We start from the raw sequence: 19,624 nt of genomic DNA, 5'->3' as shown, positions 1-19,624 counted from the left end.
AACACCCATGCCCCTGCTCCCGATCACCTTGCGCCCTCTGCTGCTGGCCTTGCCCTTGCTGGCGGCCACTCCCGCCATGGCAGACGAAAGTCCGCGCCGCTACGACCTGCCCTCCGGCCCGCTGACCCAGCAGCTCAACCGCCTGGCCAGTGCCGCCGGTATCTACATTGTCGGCGATGGCGCACTCAGCCAAGGCAAGGCCAGTGCGCCACTGCAAGGTGACTTCACCCCCGAACAGGCGCTGGAGCGCATGCTGCTGGGCAGTGGCCTGGTGGCCGTACCCAGCGGCGACCGCCAATATCGCCTGCAACCTGCCGCGCAGGGCGCAGGCCTGCAGCTGGCGCCCACCAGTGTCGATGCCCACCGCGACAGCGCCTATGGCGCCGTGGACGGCTACCTGGCCACCCGTGCCAGCAGCGCCAGCAAGACCGACAGCGCATTGCTGGAAACCCCGGCCTCGGTGTCAGTGGTCACCCGTGACCGGATCAAGGCCCAAGGTGCACAAACCATCACCGAGGCCCTGAGCTACACCGCTGGCGTGCACACCAATGTCTCTGGCAACAACCCCACCGACAATACCCTGATGGTGCGCGGCTTCCAGCAGATCAACAGTGATGCCTACACCGATGGCCTGCGCAACAACAACACCGGCTACTATGCCCCCGAGCCGTTCGGCCTCGAACGCATCGAGGTACTCAAAGGGCCCGCATCGGTCATCTACGGCCAGGGTGAACCTGGCGGCATGCTCAACCTGGTGTCGAAAAAGCCCCTGTTTACTGCCCACCGTGAGGTCGGCCTGTCGCTCGGCAACCACGACCGCCAGCAACTGAGCCTGGATGTCGGTGACCTGCTCGACAGCCAGGGCACTCTGGCCTACCGCCTGGTAATGCTTGGCCGTGACGCCGACAATGAAATCGACGGGATCAGGGATGACCGCCAGTACGTCGCGCCCAGCCTGACCTGGGCGCCGAACGAAGACACCAGCCTGACCCTGCTGGCGTCGTACCAGAAGAACACCAACCTGTTCACCTCGAACATGGCCTATTCGCTGTTCGACGGCTCCAACCCCAACGGCCGCGTACCGCGTCATCGCTCGCTGAACGAGCCGGGCTTCGACCGCGAACAGTCGGAAATGAACAACCTGGGTTATGAGCTGAGCCACCGCTTGAACGACACTTTCAGCTTTCGCCAGAACTTCCGTTACAGCCACATGCACGGCTACCAGGACCAGCTGTTTCGCAACAGCGGCGTAATCAATGACAACACCATCGCCCGCTACTACGAACTGCGTGACTATGACAGCGACAACTACGCCCTCGACAACCAGCTGCTCGCCAGTTTCAACAGCGGCCCCGTGCGCCATGACCTGCTGCTGGGCGCCGACTTTCTGCGCGGCCACCGCAGCCAGGACGTGCAACACGGCGATGCACCGTCGATCAACATCTACAACCCGGCACGTGGCGTGGTAATCGACACCTCACGCTACACCTCGCTGTCGTCCACCGCCCGCGACGACCGGCAGACCGGCCTGTACCTGCAAGACCAGCTGCACTTCGACAACTGGGTCGCCACCCTGGGCGTACGCCACGACTGGGCGCGCCAGGACAGCACCAACCGCAACAATGGCAGCCACCAGGTGATTACCGACGAAGCCACCACCGCCCGCGCCTCGTTCGGCTACAGCTTCGACATGGGCCTGTTCCCCTATGTGAGCTACAGCGAGTCGTTCAAGCTGGCCAGTGGCAACAGTTTCGACGGTTCGCCTTTCGAGCCGGAAACCGCCAAACAGTATGAAGTGGGCATCAAGTATCAGCCGCCAGGTAGCGAGAGTTTCATCACCGTGGCCGCCTTCGACCTGCGCCGGCAGAACGTGGCAACCACTGATGTCGACCATCCGGGCTTCAGCGTCCAGCAAGGCGAAGTCACCTCGCGCGGGGTCGAGGTGGAAGGCGTGGCCAGGCCGCTGCCGGGGCTGAACCTGATCACCGCGTATACCTACAACGATGTCGAGGTCACCCAGGACAACCCGAATGCGCTGGGCGTCAGCAACAAGGGCAATGCGCCGGTGCGGGTACCTCGTCACCTGGCGTCGCTGTGGGTCGACTACACCCTTCAGGGTGGGCCGCTGGCCGGGCTGGGCGGCGGCATCGGCGTGCGCTACACCGGCGCCACCTATGGCGATGCGCAGAACACCTTCGAAGTGCCCGGCTACACCCTGGTCGACGCCATGCTGTCGTATGACTTCGGCAAGGCCGGCAACGGCCTGCAGGGTTTGTCGGGGCAGCTCAATGTGAAGAACCTGAGTGACAAGTACTATGTGGCCGGCTGTTTCGCCACCGTGGGTTGCCTGCTGGGTACAGGGCGTACAGTCACCGCTGACCTGACCTATCGCTGGTAGGAATGCTGGAGGGATACCTGTGGGAGCGGCTTTAGCCGCGAAGAATCCAACGCGGTGCATGGCACCGGCTGCGCCGGTGTTCGCGGCTAAAGCCGCTCCCACAGTGTCCCTGCTAATTCAATGAGTTATGTGCCCGCTTCCACCGGTGCCGCATGAAACTGGAGTTGCGCTTTATCAGTAAAGCTGAAAAGCCTTACTGCCACGCCGCCAGCTGATCACCTTCGCGGAAAAACGCGCGCAAGTGCTCGACAAAACACGACACCTTGGCCGACAGATTCAAACGCTCCAGGTACACCGCATAGATATCTGCCGGCGGCGTCTGGTAGTCGCCCAGCACCTCCACCAGGCGCCCGCTGCGCAAATGGTCGGCCAGGTTCCACTCGGCGCGCAGCAGAATCCCCTGCCCGTCCAGCGCCCAGTTCAGGGCCACCTCGCCATCGTTGGTACTGAGGCTGCCATGCACCTTCACCGACTCACTCTGTTTGCCGCGGCTGAGCCGCCAGATGCCGAACGCCGCATCGTTCTGGCGCAGCACGATGCAGTTGTGGCTGGCCAGGTCTTTCGGCGCTTCGGGGGTGCCGTGCGCCTCCAGGTAGCTGGGCGCTGCACATAACCGCCGGCGGTTGGCCGCTATCTTGCGGGCGATGAGCCGTGAATCCGGCAACTCGCCAAAGCGAATGGCCACGTCGATGGCATCGTTCGGCAGGGCAATCGGCCGGTCGCTCAGGTGCAGTTGCACTTCCACCTCAGGGTAGCGACGGGCAAACGATGACACCGCCGGCCCCACATGGGTACGGCCAAAACCCAGCGGTGCGTTGACCCGCAACAACCCCTTCGGCTCGGCACGGCTGCTGGACACCTGCCGCTCCATTTCCTCGATCTCGCCCAATATCCGCCGGGCATTCACCAGGTAGGTCTCGCCCTCGGCCGTCAGGCTGATGCTGCGCGTGGTGCGGTTGAGCAGGCGCACACCCAGGCGCTGCTCCAGCTGCGCCAGGCGCTTGGAGACCGCCGGTGGGGTCAGGTTCAGCTCGCGGGCAGTACCCGCCAGGCTGCCGACCCTGATTAGCTGGGTGAAGAAGGCCAGCTCCGATACCGGATTCATAATTAACCTGAGGGAAACAATGAGTTGAATTTCATTGTATTACAGCATTTTTGAAAAACCATTACCTTTTGCCCTGCGTGATTAACCACAAAAAAGCTGGGCTCTTCGGCCGCCAAGGCCAGGTGTGACCTGCACCCCACAAGCAGCCCGGCCGCCAGATAAATCCGACTCACAACAATAATTCGGAGACGGCAATGGCCAAGCGATTGTTCGGCAAGCTTTACGTACAGGTGTTGATCGGCGTTACCCTCGGGGTGCTGATCGGGGTGTTCTGGCCACAGGTGGGTGCTGACCTGAAGCCCATCGGTGACGCCTTCATCAAACTGATCAAGATGGTCTTCGCCCCGATCATCTTCGCCACGGTGGTGCTGGGCATCGCCAAGATGGAAAACATGAAGGAACTCGGCCGCGTCGGCGTGCGCGCGCTGATCTACTTTGAAGTGCTGTCCACCTTTGCCCTGGTGCTGGGCCTGGTGGTGGTCAATATCGTGCAGCCCGGCCAGGGCATGAACGTCGACCCGGCCACCCTCGATGCCAAGAGCATCTCCACCTACACCGCCGCGGCAGCCAGCAACAGCGGTGGCTTCATCGACTTCATGCTGCATGTGATACCCGGCAGCGTCACCGATGCCTTCGCCAAGAACGAGATCCTGCCAATCCTGCTGTTCAGCACGTTGTTCGGCATCGCCCTGTCGCACCTCGGGCCTCGCGGCAAGCCCATGGTCGATGTGCTGGAGGCGTTCTCCCACGGCATGTTCTTCATCGTCGGCATGATCATGCGCGTGGCCCCGCTGGCCGCCTGCGGCGCCATGGCCTTCACCGTCGGCAAGTACGGCCTGGGCTCGATCGTGTCGCTGGGCAAGCTGATGGCGACCATGTACCTGACCTGCTTCCTGTTCGTGGTGATCGTGCTGGGTGCCATTGCACGGCTGTCCGGTTTCAACCTGTGGAAGTTTCTCAAGTACCTCAAGGAAGAGCTGTTCACCGTGCTGGGCACCAGCTCGTCCGAGTCGGTGGTGCCGCAGCTGATGAACAAGCTGGAAAAAGTGGGTGTGTCCAAGCCGGTGGTCGGGCTGGTGATTCCTTCGGGCCTTACCTTCAACCCGGACGGCCAGTGCATCTACTACACCATGGCCGCCATTTTCATCGCCCAGGCCACCAACACGCCGTTGACCCTGATGGACCAGCTGATCGTGCTCGGCGTGCTGCTGCTCACCTCCAAAGGCTCCGCAGGTGTGACCGGCTCGGGTTTCATCACCCTGGCCGCGACCCTGGCGACCATGGACAACATCCCGGTGGCCGGCATGGTCCTGCTGCTGGGCGTGGACCGCTTCATGTCCGAAGCCCGCGCCATCACCAATACCATCGGCAACGCCGTCGGCACCGTGGCCATCGCCAACTGGGTCGGTGCACTGGACAAGCAGCACATGACCAAGGTGCTCGACGGCCAGGTACCGCAAGAACAACCCGAACCGGTGGCGGCGCGCCCTGCCCTGGCACGCATGGAGGCCGGCACACCGACACCCTGACCTTTCGATAACAGCAAGCACTACCCGCCTTGTGATGCAGTGAGGAAATAATCATGGACAAAGAAACCGCCGTGTCATCGCTTACCGACGTGATGGCCAAGTTCACCGCCTATATCGGCAAACGCCTGCCCCGCGACGTGAAGGCCAAGACCGCCAAGTTGCGCGCAGCAGAAACCAACCCGCTGGCCATCGCCGTGTACGACTCGATGGCCGACAACCAGGCATATGCCGACAAGCTCAACCGCCCCAGTTGCCAGGACACCGGGGTGATCCAGTACTTCGTCTCGGCCGGCGCACGCTTCCCGCTGCTGGGTGAGATGGAAAGCATCCTCGAGAACGCCACCAAGGAAGCCACCATTCAGGGGCCGCTGCGCCACAACGCGGTGGAAACCTTCATCGAGAAGAACACCGGCACCAACACCGGCTCCAGGATCCCGTGGCTGGACTGGGAAATCATCCCCGATGCCGACTACGCCATCGTCGATGTGTACATGGCCGGTGGCGGCTGCACCTTGCCGGGTTCGGCCAAGGTGCTGATGCCGGGCCAAGGTTATGAAGGGGTGACCGAGTTCGTCTTCGATGTCATCACCTCGCGCGGTGTCAACGCCTGCCCGCCGCTGCTGGTGGGGGTGGGGGTTTCGACGTCGGTGGAGACTGCGGCGCGCCTGTCGAAAAAGGCCATCCTGCGCGAAGTGGACTCCAGCCACCCGAACGAAAGCGCGGCGATGATGGAAAAGCTGCTGGAAGACGGCCTCAACGAAATCGGCATCGGCCCGCAGGGCCTGACCGGCAACAGCAGCGTGATGGGCGTGAACATCGAGTCTTCGGCGCGTCACCCCTCGACCATTGGCGTTGCCGTTTCCACCGGCTGCTGGGCACACCGCCGCGGCAAGATCCGCATCAACGCCGACCTGACCTATGACATCCTCTCCCACGAAGGGGTGATCCTGTGAAGAGCCCTGTGAGCAGTCCTGTGAAAAAGATCATCAGTACCCCCATCAGCGACGAAGACCTGGCCAGCCTCAACGTGGGCGATGTGGTCTACCTGACCGGCCAGTTGGTCACCTGCCGCGACGTTGCCCACCGCCGGCTCATCGAGCTGGGCCGCGAATTGCCGGTGGACCTGCGTGGCGGCGCCATCTTCCATGCCGGCCCCATCGTCAAGAAGAAAGAGGATGGCAGCTTCGAGATGGTCTCCATCGGCCCGACCACCAGCATGCGCATGGAAAAGTTCGAGAAGCAGTTCATTGAACAGACCGGTGTGAAGCTGATTGTCGGCAAGGGCGGCATGGGCCCGGAAACCACCACCGGCTGCCTGGAGAACAAGGCCGTGCATGCGGTATTCCCTGGCGGCTGCGCGGTGCTGGCGGCGACCCAGGTGGAAGAGATCGAACGCGCCGAATGGCAGGACCTGGGCATGCCGGAAACCCTGTGGGTGAACCGCGTGCGCGAATTCGGGCCGCTGATCATCTCCATCGATACCAAGGGCAACAACCTGTTCGAGCAGAACAAGGCCCGCTTCAATGAGCGCAAAGGGGCTGTGATCGAGAAGATCAACAGCCAGGTGCGGTTTATCAAGTAAGCGAACCCTACGCGGTCATTTGTAGGAGCGGCCTTGCGTCGCGACAGGGCCGCAAAGCGGCCCCGGAATTTCAGCGTTGACACATGGATTGCTGGGGCCGCTGCGCGGCCCTATCGCGACGCAAGGCCGCTCCTACAAAGACCGCGTATCAGCTTATGCCTTCGTCAGCTCGCCAATCTTCTCCAGCCGCGCTCGCACGATGTTGCGGCTGATGTTCAGCAACCGCCCGGTCTGCAGCTGGTTGCCATGGCAGTACCGATACGCCGCCCTGAACACCGTCTCTTCGATGTGCTCATACAGGTTCGGCACATTCTGTTCGAACAACGCCAGCAACGCGCTTTCCAGATCCGGCGCTGCCGCGCCGGGTGCCGGCAGGTGCGGGTGCGCAACCTGCGCGGCTACGGCAGGCCGCATATCCACCAGGTGCAAGTCCGCCGGCGCCACCACCTGGTACCGGCACACCAGCAACGCATGGTGAATGGCATTCTCCAGTTCGCGGATGTTGCCCGGCCAGCTGTGCGCCAGCAACTTGCGCTCGGCATCCGGGCTCAGTGACGCACGTTCGTAACCCAGGCGCCGGCAATGCTCCTCGATAAAGAATTCCGCCAACGGCAAAATGTCCCCCGGCCGCTCGCGCAGCGGCGGCAAGCGGATGGTCGCAACGTGCAGGCGGTAGAACAGGTCTTCACGAAAATGCCCCGCCACCACCGCATCGGCCAGGTTGACGTTGGTCGCCGCCACCAGCCGCACATTGATCGGGATCGGTGTACGTGAGCCCAGGCGCACCACTTCACGCTCCTGCAGCACCCGCAGCAATTTCACCTGCATGTTCAGCGGCAAATCGCCGATCTCGTCGAGGAACAGCGTGCCGCCATTGGCCGCCTCGAACCAGCCGGCCTTGTTGGCGGTGGCACCGGTGAACGCGCCTTTCTCATGGCCGAACAGCTCGCTCTCCACCAGGGTTTCGGCAAAGGCCCCGCAGTTGACTGCCACGAAAGGCTCACGCCCTCGGCGGCTGAGGTGATGGATATGCCGGGCGACCAGTTCCTTGCCGGTGCCGGTTTCGCCAATGATCAGGGTGTTCGCCTCGCTGGGCGCCAGGCGCTCGATGCGGCTGAGCAATTCTTGGGAGCGCGGGTCCTTGAACACGAGCACGGTGGCACGCACCGACTTGGTCAGCTCGCGGGCATTGGGGTGGGTGATCAGCGACATAGGGGCATTCCTGGCAGTTGACGCGCTGGCCCATAGTGCACGAAACAAATTAGATCAAAAAATTATTAATTAATATTTATATATTCGAATTGGAAATATTAGATTTTCCAGCAACCGCCTGCTGCTCCAGCAGCACCCCGCCAGCACCCACCTGCACGCCGATCAGCAGGCCGGCCTTGTCCCAGCCCCGCTGCGGCTGACTGAAAGCCACGCCATTCAAGGCCTGCAGCCCGTTTTCAATGGGCTGGCATGCATTTCGCTCCTGGCCAGTAGAACCTTTGCCTGGAGCTGCACATGAACAAACCCTGGCGTCATGCCCTCGCCCTGCTGGGCGGCCTGTTCCTCAGCCTGGCTGCGCTGGCAGCCGAGCCACCGGCGGCGGTGCGCATCGCCATCGTCGCCTTCACCCAGGGTGGTACGCCAGTGTTCGGCGGCATCCCCGGGCGGGTGATTGAAGAAGGCTGGCTGGAACAGCAACTCGCCGCCCGCGGCGTGAAACTGCAATGGACCGCCCTGCCGCATGCCGGCGCCGGGCCGCAGATCAACGAAGGCTTCAGCAACGACAGCCTGGACTTTGCCGTGCGCGGCGACCTGCCCTCGGTGATCGCAGGCGCCGGCCAGGTGCCGGGCAAGCTGGTGGTGCCAGGCGGCAGCGGCAACAACATCTACCTGGTAGTGCCCAGTGGCTCCACCGTGCGCAGTATCCACGACCTCAAGGGCAAGCGCCTGGCTATCCACCGCGGCCGGCCATGGGAGTTCGCCTTCAGCAACTTCCTGCACAGCCAGGGCCTGCAGCTAAGCGATTTCAAGATCGCCAACCTCAACCCGCAAGTGGGTGCCGCCGCAGTATCCGCCGGCAAGGTCGATGCTGCCGTGCTGCTCAACGAAGCCTACTCCCTGGAAGACAAAGGCGTGGCGCGCATCCTCTGGTCGACCAAGCAGGGCGCCAATGACTGGCGGCTGGTCTCGGACCTGTGGGGCACCGACCGCTTCGTGCAGCAGCATGCCGACCTCACGCAACTGGTTGCCACCGCCTGGGTGCGTGCGGCCTGGTGGATCTCCCAGGAACAGCACCGCGACGCCTACTACGCGCTGTCATCGCGTGCCGGCGTCAGCGAAAGCGTGCTGCGCCGCGACGACCAGGACGACCCGGTGGCGTGGCAGGCGCGCTGGGCGCCGAAAAACGATGCCCAGCTCAAGGCCCACTACGACGCCCTCGGCCAGTACGCCTTGGCCAACCGGCTGATCCGCACGCCCTACGACATCACCCACGACCTGGCCACCGGCTTTACCCGCCAGGCGCTGATCGACCTGCAACTGACCCACTACTGGCCGTCCCTCGACGCCCAGATCAGCCAACAACCTTGAGAGCCTTTCCCATGAAACTGCCTGCTTCGCTCGCCTTCGGCCTCAGCGCCCTGGCCCTGTCCATCGGCGCCATGGCCGCCGAAACCTTTGCCCCCAAACCCGACCCGCAACAAGGCGATGGCCGCGTCTCGGCGTTCTACACCTGGAGCAAGGCCATCCCCGCCACGCCCGGCAAGCTGCTGCGCAGCGAACCGCTGGAGCAGGCACTGAGCCTGCCCCACGCGGCCAGTGCGCAACGCATCCTCTACACATCGCTCGATGGCATCGACGGCAAGACGCCGATCGTGGTCTCCGGCGCGCTGTTCATTCCCAAAGGCAAGGCGCCGGCAGGCGGCTGGCCGGTCGCCAGCTGGGGCCATGGCACTGTCGGCGTGGCGGACATCTGCGCACCGTCGTGGGCCGGCCGCAGCTACCGCGACGTGCAGTACCTCAACCGCTGGCTGGACGAGGGCTATGCAATCGTCGCCACCGACTACCAGGGCCTGGGCGTGCCCGGTGGCCACCCGCTGCTGAACAACCGCATGGCCGCCTACGGCATTCTTGATGCCGCCAAAGCCGTGGTCGCCGGTGTGCCGGGGCTGGCCGACAAGGTGCTGATTATCGGCCAGTCCCAGGGCGGTGCCGGCGCCTTCGCCGCCGGGGCCTATGCGGCCACTTATGCACCAAAACTCGGGGTCAAGGGCAGTATCGGTACCGGGGTGATCTACACCGTGGGTTCGAAGAACGTCGGCGAGCAGGACCAGAACAAGGTCGACCCGGCCCTCGCCTATGGCTTCTATACCCTGCTAGCCGCCCAGCAGTACGACCCGAGCATCGACCCACGCGACTTCTACACCGACAAGGCCCTGCCGCTGTTCGAACAGGCGCGCAGCAGCTGCCTGTCGTCGCTGGTCAGCGATGTGGTCGGCACCGGCCTGACCCCGGCCAACGCCAAGAAGGACTACCAGGGCGACCAGCTCAAGCCATGGCTGGCACAGGTGTCTTACCCGACCCTGAAGCTGGCCCAGCCGATCTTCATCGGCACCGGCGCCGAGGACAAGACCCCTGCCGCCGCCACCCAGGTGGCACTGATGCAGGACGCCTGCAAGGCCGGCTCGGTGGTGCAGGGCCACTTGTACAAGGGCCTGGGCCACAGCGAAACGGTGAATGCTTCGCTCAAGGACTCGATCCCCTTTGCCCGCCAGGTCATCAGCGGCCAGCCGGTCACCGCCAATTGCAGCCCTAGCGTTCAGTAAGGAGTACACGCCATGAGCATCGAATTCTTCACCCGCTTGCCCCTGCACGGCGAAACCCAGTTCCTTCCCGGCGACCCGCGCAACCGTGGCGACTGGCACGCCGGCGGCCCCAGCACCGGCGCCGTATCCGGCTTTGCCGTCGGCGATCATTTCACCTACATCGACTACCTCGGGCAGATCGCCCGTGCTGCTGAAATCAACGGCTTCGGCGGCGCACTGATGGTCAACGCGCCCAGCGGCGAAGAGCCCTGGACAGTGTGCTCGCTGCTGGCCCGGGAAACCCGTGCGCTGAAGTTCGTCACCGCCTTCCAGCCCTACCACTACACGCCCTGGGTGGCCGTGCAACAGGCCGCCACCTACCAGCGCGCCACCGGCAACCGCCTGGTGTGGAACATCATCAATGGCGGCTCGGACGCCATCCAGCGCCAGGTCGGCGACTTCGAGGACCACGACCAGCGCTACGCCCGCGCCACCGAGTTCATGGACGTGGTGCGCGGCTATTGGCACAACGAGCAGTTCCATTATGAGGGTGCCTATTACCGGGCCGAAGGCGGCGGCCTGCGCGGCCCGCTGAAAAAGGCTGAACTGCCGCTGATCTGCACGGCCGGCTCGTCGGTGGCGGCGCGCGAGTTCGCCGCCAAGCATGCCGACTTCTACCTGATGCGCTCCGAGCACCCGGACGAGATCGCCGCGCTGATCGCCGACATCCGCGCCCGGGCGCTGAAGTGGGGGCGCAACGACATCCGCTTTGGCCTGTCCATCGACGTGATCGCCCGCGACAGCGAAGAAGCCGCGCTGGCCGAGGCCAAGCGTTTCTTCGACGAAGGCGTGGCCAAGGGCACTGTCAAGGCCCGCGCCGCCCACGCCGGCCTGCGCACCGCGCGCAAGCTGAGCTACGAGCATGGCTACGGCGACCAGGACGAGGCAACGGCCTTCGACGACTTCTTCATCCACCCCAATGTGTGGACCGGCTTCGGCTACATCGGCATCCCACCGGGCTGCGCGCTGGTGGGCAGCTACGCCAACGTGGTGGCGCGCATCCGCGAGTACCACGGCATTGGTGTCGACGTGTTCTTCCTGGCAGGCTACCCGCACCTGGAAGAAGCCTACCGGATTGGCGAACACATCCTGCCGCACTTCCGCGAGCAGCGTGCGCCCTTGGCCCGCCAGCCCGTGGCCCCCGTGCAACTGCACGCCAGCAACGGGGCCTGACGCCATGGCCTGGGATGGAGCCCAATGCCGATGCCAGCAGCTAGACCCTGCGGCTGCAGCCCGGGCTGGAGTTCCACCACGGCATGGCGGTTCGAGAATTTGTGGCTGAAAAGCTGATACACCTTTAGACCGTTGGGGCCGCTCTGCGGCCCTTTCGCGACGCAAGGCCGCTCCCACATTGATCGGCGTACGCAGGCCCCTGTGGGAGCGGCCTTGTGCCGCGAAGCGCCGCGCGGGCGGCGCTCGATCACACGGCCAATGCAGATATCACGGCAGGCGACGACGCTCACGCCGTGCCAGGCAGGCATAACCCAGGCCCAGCACGCCAAGCGCCAGTACACCCAGCACCACCATCAGCTCGCGGCTGTAGCGGGCCACTGTTGCCGGGAAACCGATGACCTCGCGGTACACCTGCATATTGGCCGCACCGTCGGCATGCCTGATGCTGACCCCGCCCTGACGGATCTGCGAAAAGTCAGCGTCGAAATACACCCACACCTTGCACGCGCCACCTGGCTCGATGGCCGGGATCTCCACTTGCGCAGTGGCATGCTCCAGGAGCGTGTCATTGCCAGCAGCGTCGCGTACCTGCACCAGGCCCTTGGCTGGGAGGCGGATCTTCACCTGGCGTACCTGCGCGTCACCGCTGTTGCGCAACTCGATAAGCAAGCCGGTACGGTGGTCGACCAACCCGGCCTCGAACGGCTTGGCGAACAGCTGGGCATAGGGTGCCTGGGCCATTTCGATCAGGCGCTCGACCTGGTCGTGACCCAGCTCACCCTGGCTGATACTGTTAATGCGCCCCTGCAGCTGCTCGTACTTGAGCTGCTCGCTGGCCTTGCTGATGCGCTCGCTGAACTGGCTGGGGTAAGTGAGGTAGGCATAGGTCAAGGACGCTTCCAGGCGCGGGTTGCCCCTGAACAACGCGTAAGCAGCCAACAGGACCATCAGGCCAATCAGCACGGTGACCAGAAGCTTCCCCACCTTGTCCCAGCTCAATGCGTACTTCCTTCTGACGTGATACAGACGATTAAAACCGCTCAAGGGTGCCAAGTTCGCGCCCCCCAGGCAACCCTGTCTAGGCTTCGCCCTCACCTTCGCGCGCCTGGCGCATCTGCTGCAACTGGCCATCGATCAGTGCCTTGGCCATGCCGGCCAGGTAGAACGTGGCCTTCATCATCACCTTGCGGTCGCCGGGCCTGTCGATGGCCTTGCGGGTGATTTCGGTGATGCAACCCATGATGCCCGATGCTTCCATCAGCGCTGTACGCATCGGCAACTGCGGCCGCATTTGCACCAGTTCGGCATCGGGGTTGCCAAACCGGCTGGCGGCACGCACGACATTGAGTTTGCTGTTGTCTTTCGGGGTGTCGTTTTCCATGTCCATTCCTCAGGGGTTGAGCGTGCCGAGACTAGGCGCCAACCTGCCTCACCACAATGACCTATGGGGTGGAGGGGGTTACTTTCGGAAATGGACTACAAGATTCCTACAAAGCGCACGCTGATCCAATGAACCGCCCCTTGACCGGCACCCAGCAGTGGCGGACGATCAACCACCCCCACATCAGGACGAACACCATGCTACGGATACTCGGCAGAGCCTCATCCATCAATGTGCGAAAAGTCCTGTGGGCCTGCGCTGAATTCGAGGTAGCGTTCGAGCGCGAAGACTGGGGCTCGGGCTTCCAGCCCACCGACAGCGCCGAATTCATGGCGCTGAACCCCAACGCCATGGTCCCGGTGATCCAGGATGGCGACTTCACTTTGTGGGAGTCCAACAGCATCATCCGCTACCTGGCCAACCGCTACGGCGCCACCGCGTTCTACCCGGGCGAGGCGCAGGCGCGGGCCAAGATCGACCAGTGGATCGACTGGCAGGCTTCGGACCTCAACCGCTCGTGGAGCTACGCCTTCATGTCACTGGTCAGGCACTCGCCCGCCCACCAGGACCCGCAGGCGCTCGCCGCCGGTTGTGCAGACTGGTCGCATTACATGCGCATCCTGGACCGCCAACTGGCCAGCACCGGTGCCTATGTGGCGGGCAGCCAGTTCACCCTGGCCGACATCCCGATCGGCCTGTCGGTCAACCGCTGGTTCGAAACACCGTTCGAGCACCCGCACTTGCCAGCCGTGCGCGATTACTACGAACGCCTGAGCGAGCGCCCGGCCTATCACCTGCATGGCCGTAACGGTACGCCGTAACCTAAAGAGGGGGCGATAAGCGCCCCCGCATACCCCAACCTGCTACACCGCAAGCTGACCCGCCACCGCCCGCCCCCGCCAGGCAAACAGCAGCACCATCACCAGCCCCAGCGCCGCCATCGCCGCTCCCGCCTGGGAAATTGCCGGGTAGCCCATGCCTGCATTGATCACCGCGCCACCCAGCGCCGCGCCTATCGCATTCCCCAGGTTGAACGCGCCAATGTTCACGGTCGACGCCAGGTTGGGCGCATCCTTGGCCGCCTCCATCACGCGCATCTGCAGCGGCGGCACCAGCGCAAAGCTGGCCGCGCCCCAGACCAGAATCGCCAGCGCGGTCGGCAGTGGCCAGTCCAGCACCAATGGGAACACCAGCAACACGGCAATCAGCACCGCCAACGACAGGATCAAGGTGCGATCGATCGAGCGATCCGCGGCCTTGCCGCCCCACACGTTGCCCAAGGTCAGACCGACACCGAACAACACCAGCATGACCGTGACGAAGGTCGTGGACGCCGCCGCTTCGCTCTGCAGGATCGGCGCGATGTAGGTGAATACCGTGAACATCGCACTGGAGCCCACCACGGTCAGCAGCAATGCTGCCAGCACCGGCCCGCGGCCAAGCACGCGGATTTCGGCCATGGCGCCATCGCCTTTGGGCGTCGGCACATTGGGCAGTGCGTACCAGAGCGTGGTCATTGCAACCAGACCAAGCCCGGCAATGCCCCAGAACGCCGTGCGCCAGCCGAGCATTTCACCAAACCAGGTCGCCAGCGGCACCCCGCCGATGGTCGCCAGGGTCAGGCCCATGAACATCGCCGCCACGGCCCCGGCGCGCTTCTCGGGCGGTACCACACTGGCCGCGACAATCGCGCCGATACCAAAGAACGCACCGTGGTTGAGCGAGGTGACCACGCGCGCCACCAACAGGCTGGTGTAGTCGCTGGCCAGGGCCGACATCAGGTTGCCCAGGGTGAAGATGGCCATCAGCCCGATCAACAGGTAACGGCGCGGTATCTTCACCGTGGCCAGGGTCATCAGCGGTGCGCCGATCAGCACACCGATGGCATAGGCACTGACCAGCAGCCCGGCAGTGGGAATGGAAACGCCAAGGTCAGTGGCGATACTGGGCAACATGCCCATGGGGGCGAACTCGGTGACACCAATGCCGAAGGCACCGATAGCGAGTGCGACCAGAGGTGGATTGATACGCATGGCAAGCTCCTTATCTATGCCGCAAATGCTACGATCCGTTTAAAACTTGCACTAGACTGCATTTTTGCGAACCACCTTTGCTTACGAGGCACAAATGGACTTCAGTGGAAGATCCGGCGAGATGGAGATATTTGCCAGGGTGGCGCAGGAGGGCAGCTTGTCTGCCGCCGCGCGGGCGCTGGGCCTGACGCCCTCGGCAGTCAGCCGCATTCTCGCCCGCACCGAACAGCGCCTGGGCACACGCCTGCTGCTGCGCACCACCCGGGCGCTTACGCTTACCCCCGAAGGCGACGCCTACCTGCGCGGTGCGCGGCGGGTGCTGGCCGACATGCAGGAGGTGGAAGAAGCGATCACCGACCAAGGGGTGCCACGCGGGCGCTTGCGAGTCAGCGCGGCACTGGGCCATGCCCGGCTGACCGTGGTACCGCTGCTGGCAGCCTTCAGTGCGCGCTACCCGCAGGTGCTGGTAGACCTGACCCTCAGCGACGAAGTGGCCGACATTCTCGGCGGCCAGGCCGACGTCGCGCTGCGCTTCGGTCACCTGCCGGACAGTTCGCTCAGCGCCCGCGCCATTGGCGAGACCGGCCAGGTGGTGGTGGCCTCACCAGAATACCTGGCGCGCTGTGGTACGCCGCAGGTACCGGAAGACCTGGCCAGGCACAACTGCCTGCGCTTCAACTTCCGCCGTGCAGCGCCGGACTGGCCGTTCCGCCGTGACGGGCAAGTGTTTTCGTTGAAAGTGACAGGGAACATCGAATGCAGCAGCGGCGAAGCGCTGGCGCAATTGGCCAGGCTTGGCGCGGGCGTCGCGCGTATCGGCACCTTCACCGTGGCCGATGACCTGGCCAGCGGGCGGTTGCTGCCGTTACTGGAGGCGTACAACCCTGACGACCGCGAGCCGATCCATGCGGTATTCGTCGGTGGCCCGGCGATGCCGGCGCGGGTGCGAGTGTTTGTGGATTTTCTGGTGGAGCATTTGTCACGCAATGCGTAGGTGGCACTGGGCCGGCGGATGGCCGTTTCGCCATGCCTTTTGCATCGCCTATGCGATCGAGCGCTGCCAGCTGGGTTATCTTTGGTGCTTCACCGTAAAACCAGGGCCAGGCCACCATGCACATTGTCATTCCAGACGACTACCAAGATGTGATCCGCACGCTCGACTGCTTCAACCGCCTGAACGCACATACTGTCAGCGTACTGCACGAACGCCAGCCGGCAACGCGGGAGCAATTGGCAGCACGCTTCGCCGATGCCGATGCGCTGGTACTCACCCGTGAACGCACGCGCATCGACGCCGCCTTGCTCGACCGTCTACCCAAACTCAAACTGATCAGCCAGACCGGCAAGGTGTCCAGCCACCTCGACCTGGCTGCCTGCACCGCGCGTGGCATTGTCGTGACCGAAGGCCGCGGCTCTCCGGTAGCCCCTGCGGAGCTGGCCTGGGCGCTGATTATCAATGCCCGCCGGCAACTGGTGCCGGCCATCGATGCCTTTCGCCAAGGCCACTGGCAAGTCAACCTGGGCCGGGCGCTGGCCGGCCAGGTGCTGGGCATCTGGGGCTACGGCAAGATCGGCCAACGCCTGGCGCGTTATGCGCAGGCCTTCGATATGCCGGTACTGGTGTGGGGCAGCGACAGCAGCCGCGCCGCCGCCGAGGCAGACGGCCACCGGGCGGCTACCTCGCGTGAGGCTTTTTTTGCCGAAGCGGATATTGTCAGCCTGAACTTGCGCTTGTCAGAACAGACGCGCCATAGGGTTACCTTCGATGACCTGTCGCGCATGAAGGCTGACGCTTTGCTGGTCAATGTCAGCCGCGCAGAACTGATTGCCCCGGGGGCTTTGCTGCAGGCGCTGGATGCCGGGCGGCCGGGTTACGCGGCCGTGGATGTGTATGAGGATGAGCCGGTGCTAGACCCTGGCCATCCACTGCTACGCCACCCACGTGTGCTCAGTACACCGCACCTGGGCTATGTGGAGAAAAACGGTTACGAACTGTACTTTGGTGACGCCTTTGACAATGTGATGGCGTTTTTCGAAGGCGTGCCGCAAAACGTTGCCAACCCGCAAGCGCTGCCTGACCGTAGCTGAGCTGGCGGGCGTTTTACCTACCCTATGGGTGCGCTCAATCGAGCAGGTGCAGCCCCAGGGTAAAGACTGCCACGGCCAGGGCCAGCAACGACACGGCATTACGCTCCAGATACGCTGCCCATCCGGGCTCTGGCTGCAACTGGCTTTCACCCTGGCGCGCGGTCAACGCGGCCAGGCGCTGCTGGAGTTGCTCAAGGCTCTTGCGGAGTGCCCCTTCCTTCTGCACCCGGGCCAGGGTACTCGCTACCAGCTTCTGGTTAAGCACCTCGATGCGGGCCTGCAACGCCTCTTGCTGGCTGGCCTGCAAAGGCGAGTCGTCTGCCTGAATGGCCTCCTCGGCCCGCCCGCCCACCAGCGGCGGCTTTACCCGTGCAGTGAGGCTGCTGTGTTCGTGTGGCTGGTTCATCATCCCTATCCAGATACAGCGTAAAGTACGCAAAGCTATCAAAACGACATCAATGGATCCACCATCAATGTGCGCGCGTACAATGAACGACAAGCCACTTGCAGGAGCAGCTTCATGCCCTACCCCATTGAAGAAAAGCTGGTGATCGGTGTCGCGTCCAGTGCCTTGTTCGACCTCAGCATCTCTGACGACATCTACCAGACCGAGGGCGTCGAGGCTTACCGTCAGCATCAGCAGCAGAACCTGGACGAACCCTTCCCCAAAGGCGTGGCGTTCCCGTTCATTCGCCGTTTCCTGAGCATCAACCAGGCCTTCCCCGCTCAATTGCCGGTAGAAGTGGTACTGCTCTCGCGCAACTCGCCAGAAACCGGCCTGCGCGTGTTTCGCTCGATCAGCCACTACCAGCTGGACATAACCCGCGCAGCGTTCATGTCGGGCCGCTCGCCCTATGAGTACATCCCGGCGTTCAATGCCTCGCTGTTTCTCAGTGCCAACGAAGAAGATGTGCAAAAGGCGATCGACGCCGACTACCCGGCCGGGCGGGTACTGCCAACGCGCATCTACGACGATGAAATCGATACCGAGTTGCGGGTGGCCTTCGACTTCGATGGCGTGATTGCCGACGACGAGGCAGAGAGCGTGTTCAAGCGCGACAACAACCTGGACGACTTCCAGGAGCACGAGCGTGTGCACATGGGTACCCCGCATTCGCCGGGGCCGTTGGCAGACCTGTACCGCAAGCTTTCGCTGATTCGCATGCTTGAAGACCGCAGGTTGGCCGAAGACCCGACGTACAAGCGGATCCTGCGCATTGCCATTGTGACCGCGCGTAATGCGCCCTCGCATGAACGGGTGGTGACGACCTTGAAGGACTGGGGGGTGTCGCCGGACGAGTGTTTCTTTCTTGGCGGGATGGAAAAGCCCAGGGTGTTGTCGATCCTAAAGCCACACGTGTTCTTTGACGACCAACGCAGCCACCTGCAGTCGCCGGCAGGGGATTTGCCGATGGTGCATGTGCCGTTCGGCGTAGCGAACCGGGGGCCGTTGGTGTAGGAGCGGCTTCAGCCGCGAACACCGGCGCAGCCGGTGCCATGCAGCGCATTACCCGCTTCGCGGATGAACCCCTCAAACCGCCCCAAACAAGCCACCTGCAAAAAGGCGCCTCATGAACCTGATCCCTGGATTGTCTGGCAACGCCAACGTACTGATATGCGGTGCAAGCCAAGGCATCGGCCTGGCATCGTGCCGCGCGTTGCTGGCGCGTGATGACGTAAGCCGCGTCTGGGCCGTGTCGAGACGGGCCAGTGCCAATGAGGCTCTGCAGGCACTTACCCGGCAACATGGCGAACGCCTGCGGCTGGCAGACTGCGATGCGCGCGACGAAACCGCACTCGCTGCGCTGGCGAGCCAGGTAGGAGGTGCCTGCGACCACCTGCATCTAGTCATCTGCACCTTGGGCATCCTCCACCAGCAAGGCGCCAAAGCCGAGAAGTCGCTGGCCCAACTGGACCTCGCCGGCTTACAGGCCAGCTTCGCCACCAATGCATTTGCCCCCATCCTGCTGCTCAAACACCTGCTACCGCTGCTGCGCAAACAGCCTGCAACATTCGCAGCCCTGTCGGCCCGGGTCGGTTCGATCAGCGACAATCACCTGGGCGGCTGGTACAGCTATCGGGCGAGCAAGGCGGCGCTGAACCAGCTGTTGCGTACCGCAAGCATCGAACTGAAACGCCTGAACCCGGCCGCTACAGTGTTGGCGTTACACCCGGGGACCACTGACACCGAACTGTCACGCCCCTTTCAAGGCAATGTGCCAGAAGGCAAGCTCTTCGAGCCGGCGTTTGCCGCGCAGTGTTTGATCGAACAGATCGGCCGGTCAGCAGCAGCGGAAAGTGGCAGCTTCTGGGGATGGGATGGCCAACGTATAGCGTGGTGACAGTGTGGCCTCGTGCCGGGTGCGCTGTTGCAGCCCGGCCGAGGCAATGCGCTCCATCGCGGGGGGCAGCTTAGCGCGGGCCGCCGCCCTGATGGCCACCAAAGCCACCACCACCGCCATGGCCCCCCCCCCCATGACC

General features: G+C 63.6%; 19 protein-coding genes. 12 read left to right on the top strand and 7 right to left on the bottom strand.

Annotation, left to right across the window (positions count from 1 at the left end; translation table 11 throughout):
- Positions 1-7: 7 nt before the first annotated feature.
- Positions 8-2,398 (top strand): TonB-dependent siderophore receptor, encoded by a 2,391-nt coding sequence (locus IAE39_RS07980; protein WP_201201032.1) that lies wholly within the window; start codon positions 8-10, stop codon positions 2,396-2,398.
- A 193-nt stretch (positions 2,399-2,591) separates the two neighbouring features.
- On the opposite strand, the gene IAE39_RS07975 is transcribed toward IAE39_RS07980, so the two are convergent.
- Positions 2,592-3,503 carry a LysR substrate-binding domain-containing protein gene (locus tag IAE39_RS07975; RefSeq protein ID WP_201201031.1) on the bottom strand — a complete coding sequence of 304 codons (912 nt, stop codon included), beginning with the start codon at positions 3,501-3,503 and terminating at the stop codon, positions 2,592-2,594.
- A 194-nt stretch (positions 3,504-3,697) separates the two neighbouring features.
- On the opposite strand from IAE39_RS07975, the gene IAE39_RS07970 reads away from it, so the two are divergent.
- From IAE39_RS07970 to ttdB, 3 genes are read left to right on the top strand one after another with little or no spacing between them, the layout of a single operon-like run.
- The gene (locus IAE39_RS07970) at positions 3,698-5,032 is read left to right on the top strand and encodes a dicarboxylate/amino acid:cation symporter (RefSeq protein ID WP_201201030.1); all 1,335 of its coding nucleotides are present in this window, start codon (positions 3,698-3,700) and stop codon (positions 5,030-5,032) included.
- Positions 5,033-5,085: 53 nt separating this feature from the next.
- Positions 5,086-5,985, top strand: coding sequence for a L(+)-tartrate dehydratase subunit alpha (ttdA, locus tag IAE39_RS07965; RefSeq protein ID WP_201201029.1), 900 nt, complete (start codon positions 5,086-5,088; stop codon positions 5,983-5,985).
- 20 nt (positions 5,986-6,005) lie between these two features.
- Positions 6,006-6,614, top strand: coding sequence for a L(+)-tartrate dehydratase subunit beta (gene ttdB, locus IAE39_RS07960; protein WP_085678993.1), 609 nt, complete (start codon positions 6,006-6,008; stop codon positions 6,612-6,614).
- A 153-nt stretch (positions 6,615-6,767) separates the two neighbouring features.
- Here ttdB and IAE39_RS07955 read toward each other — a convergent pair whose 3' ends face one another.
- Positions 6,768-7,826 (bottom strand): sigma-54 interaction domain-containing protein, encoded by a 1,059-nt coding sequence (locus tag IAE39_RS07955; protein ID WP_201201028.1) that lies wholly within the window; start codon positions 7,824-7,826, stop codon positions 6,768-6,770.
- A 76-nt stretch (positions 7,827-7,902) separates the two neighbouring features.
- Entirely contained in the window at positions 7,903-8,037 is a 135-nt protein-coding gene (locus IAE39_RS29895; protein WP_268934119.1) for a hypothetical protein, read from the bottom strand.
- A gap of 83 nt (positions 8,038-8,120) precedes the next feature.
- Here IAE39_RS29895 and IAE39_RS07950 point away from each other — a divergent pair, with 83 nt between their 5' ends.
- The 3 genes from IAE39_RS07950 to IAE39_RS07940 are packed head-to-tail and all read left to right on the top strand — an operon-like array spanning position 8,121 to position 11,641.
- A complete protein-coding gene (locus tag IAE39_RS07950) occupies positions 8,121-9,194 on the top strand; it encodes an ABC transporter substrate-binding protein (RefSeq protein WP_201201026.1) in 1,074 nt (357 codons plus the stop codon).
- A gap of 11 nt (positions 9,195-9,205) precedes the next feature.
- A complete protein-coding gene (locus IAE39_RS07945) occupies positions 9,206-10,429 on the top strand; it encodes a lipase family protein (RefSeq protein ID WP_201201023.1) in 1,224 nt (407 codons plus the stop codon).
- Positions 10,430-10,441: 12 nt separating this feature from the next.
- Positions 10,442-11,641, top strand: a complete 1,200-nt coding sequence (locus IAE39_RS07940) for an LLM class flavin-dependent oxidoreductase (protein ID WP_201201021.1) — start codon at positions 10,442-10,444, stop codon at positions 11,639-11,641.
- A gap of 267 nt (positions 11,642-11,908) precedes the next feature.
- Here the strand turns inward: IAE39_RS07940 and IAE39_RS07935 are convergent, their stop codons facing one another.
- Positions 11,909-12,640: a hypothetical protein gene (locus IAE39_RS07935; protein WP_201201020.1), complete on the bottom strand. Its 732-nt coding sequence runs from the start codon at positions 12,638-12,640 to the stop codon at positions 11,909-11,911.
- 79 nt (positions 12,641-12,719) lie between these two features.
- Complete coding sequence (locus tag IAE39_RS07930; protein WP_201201019.1) at positions 12,720-13,022, bottom strand: DUF3077 domain-containing protein; 303 nt, start codon at positions 13,020-13,022, stop codon at positions 12,720-12,722.
- A 197-nt stretch (positions 13,023-13,219) separates the two neighbouring features.
- Between IAE39_RS07930 and IAE39_RS07925 the strand changes: the two genes are divergently transcribed.
- Positions 13,220-13,843, top strand: a complete 624-nt coding sequence (locus IAE39_RS07925) for a glutathione S-transferase family protein (RefSeq protein ID WP_201201018.1) — start codon at positions 13,220-13,222, stop codon at positions 13,841-13,843.
- Positions 13,844-13,885: 42 nt separating this feature from the next.
- Here the strand turns inward: IAE39_RS07925 and IAE39_RS07920 are convergent, their stop codons facing one another.
- Entirely contained in the window at positions 13,886-15,055 is a 1,170-nt protein-coding gene (locus tag IAE39_RS07920; RefSeq protein WP_201201017.1) for an MFS transporter, read from the bottom strand.
- A gap of 94 nt (positions 15,056-15,149) precedes the next feature.
- Between IAE39_RS07920 and IAE39_RS07915 the strand changes: the two genes are divergently transcribed.
- Both IAE39_RS07915 and IAE39_RS07910 read left to right on the top strand, forming a co-directional pair.
- Positions 15,150-16,049, top strand: a complete 900-nt coding sequence (locus tag IAE39_RS07915) for a LysR family transcriptional regulator (protein ID WP_201201016.1) — start codon at positions 15,150-15,152, stop codon at positions 16,047-16,049.
- A gap of 116 nt (positions 16,050-16,165) precedes the next feature.
- Positions 16,166-17,143: a D-2-hydroxyacid dehydrogenase family protein gene (locus IAE39_RS07910; RefSeq protein WP_201201015.1), complete on the top strand. Its 978-nt coding sequence runs from the start codon at positions 16,166-16,168 to the stop codon at positions 17,141-17,143.
- Between the two features lie 34 nt (positions 17,144-17,177).
- On the opposite strand, the gene IAE39_RS07905 is transcribed toward IAE39_RS07910, so the two are convergent.
- Entirely contained in the window at positions 17,178-17,549 is a 372-nt protein-coding gene (locus IAE39_RS07905; RefSeq protein WP_201201014.1) for a hypothetical protein, read from the bottom strand.
- A 114-nt stretch (positions 17,550-17,663) separates the two neighbouring features.
- Between IAE39_RS07905 and IAE39_RS07900 the strand changes: the two genes are divergently transcribed.
- Complete coding sequence (locus tag IAE39_RS07900) at positions 17,664-18,602, top strand: 5'-nucleotidase (protein WP_201201012.1); 939 nt, start codon at positions 17,664-17,666, stop codon at positions 18,600-18,602.
- A gap of 112 nt (positions 18,603-18,714) precedes the next feature.
- On the top strand, positions 18,715-19,485 hold the full coding sequence (locus IAE39_RS07895; RefSeq protein WP_201201010.1) for an SDR family NAD(P)-dependent oxidoreductase: 771 nt from the start codon (positions 18,715-18,717) through the stop codon (positions 19,483-19,485).
- Positions 19,486-19,624 lie beyond the last annotated feature (139 nt).

The organism is Pseudomonas sp. S37 (assembly GCF_016658545.1).
In the GTDB taxonomy this organism is placed as follows: Bacteria; Pseudomonadota; Gammaproteobacteria; order Pseudomonadales; family Pseudomonadaceae; genus Aquipseudomonas.
Note: the sequence above shows the minus strand (reverse complement) of the source record. Positions and strands in the feature narration are given on the sequence as shown.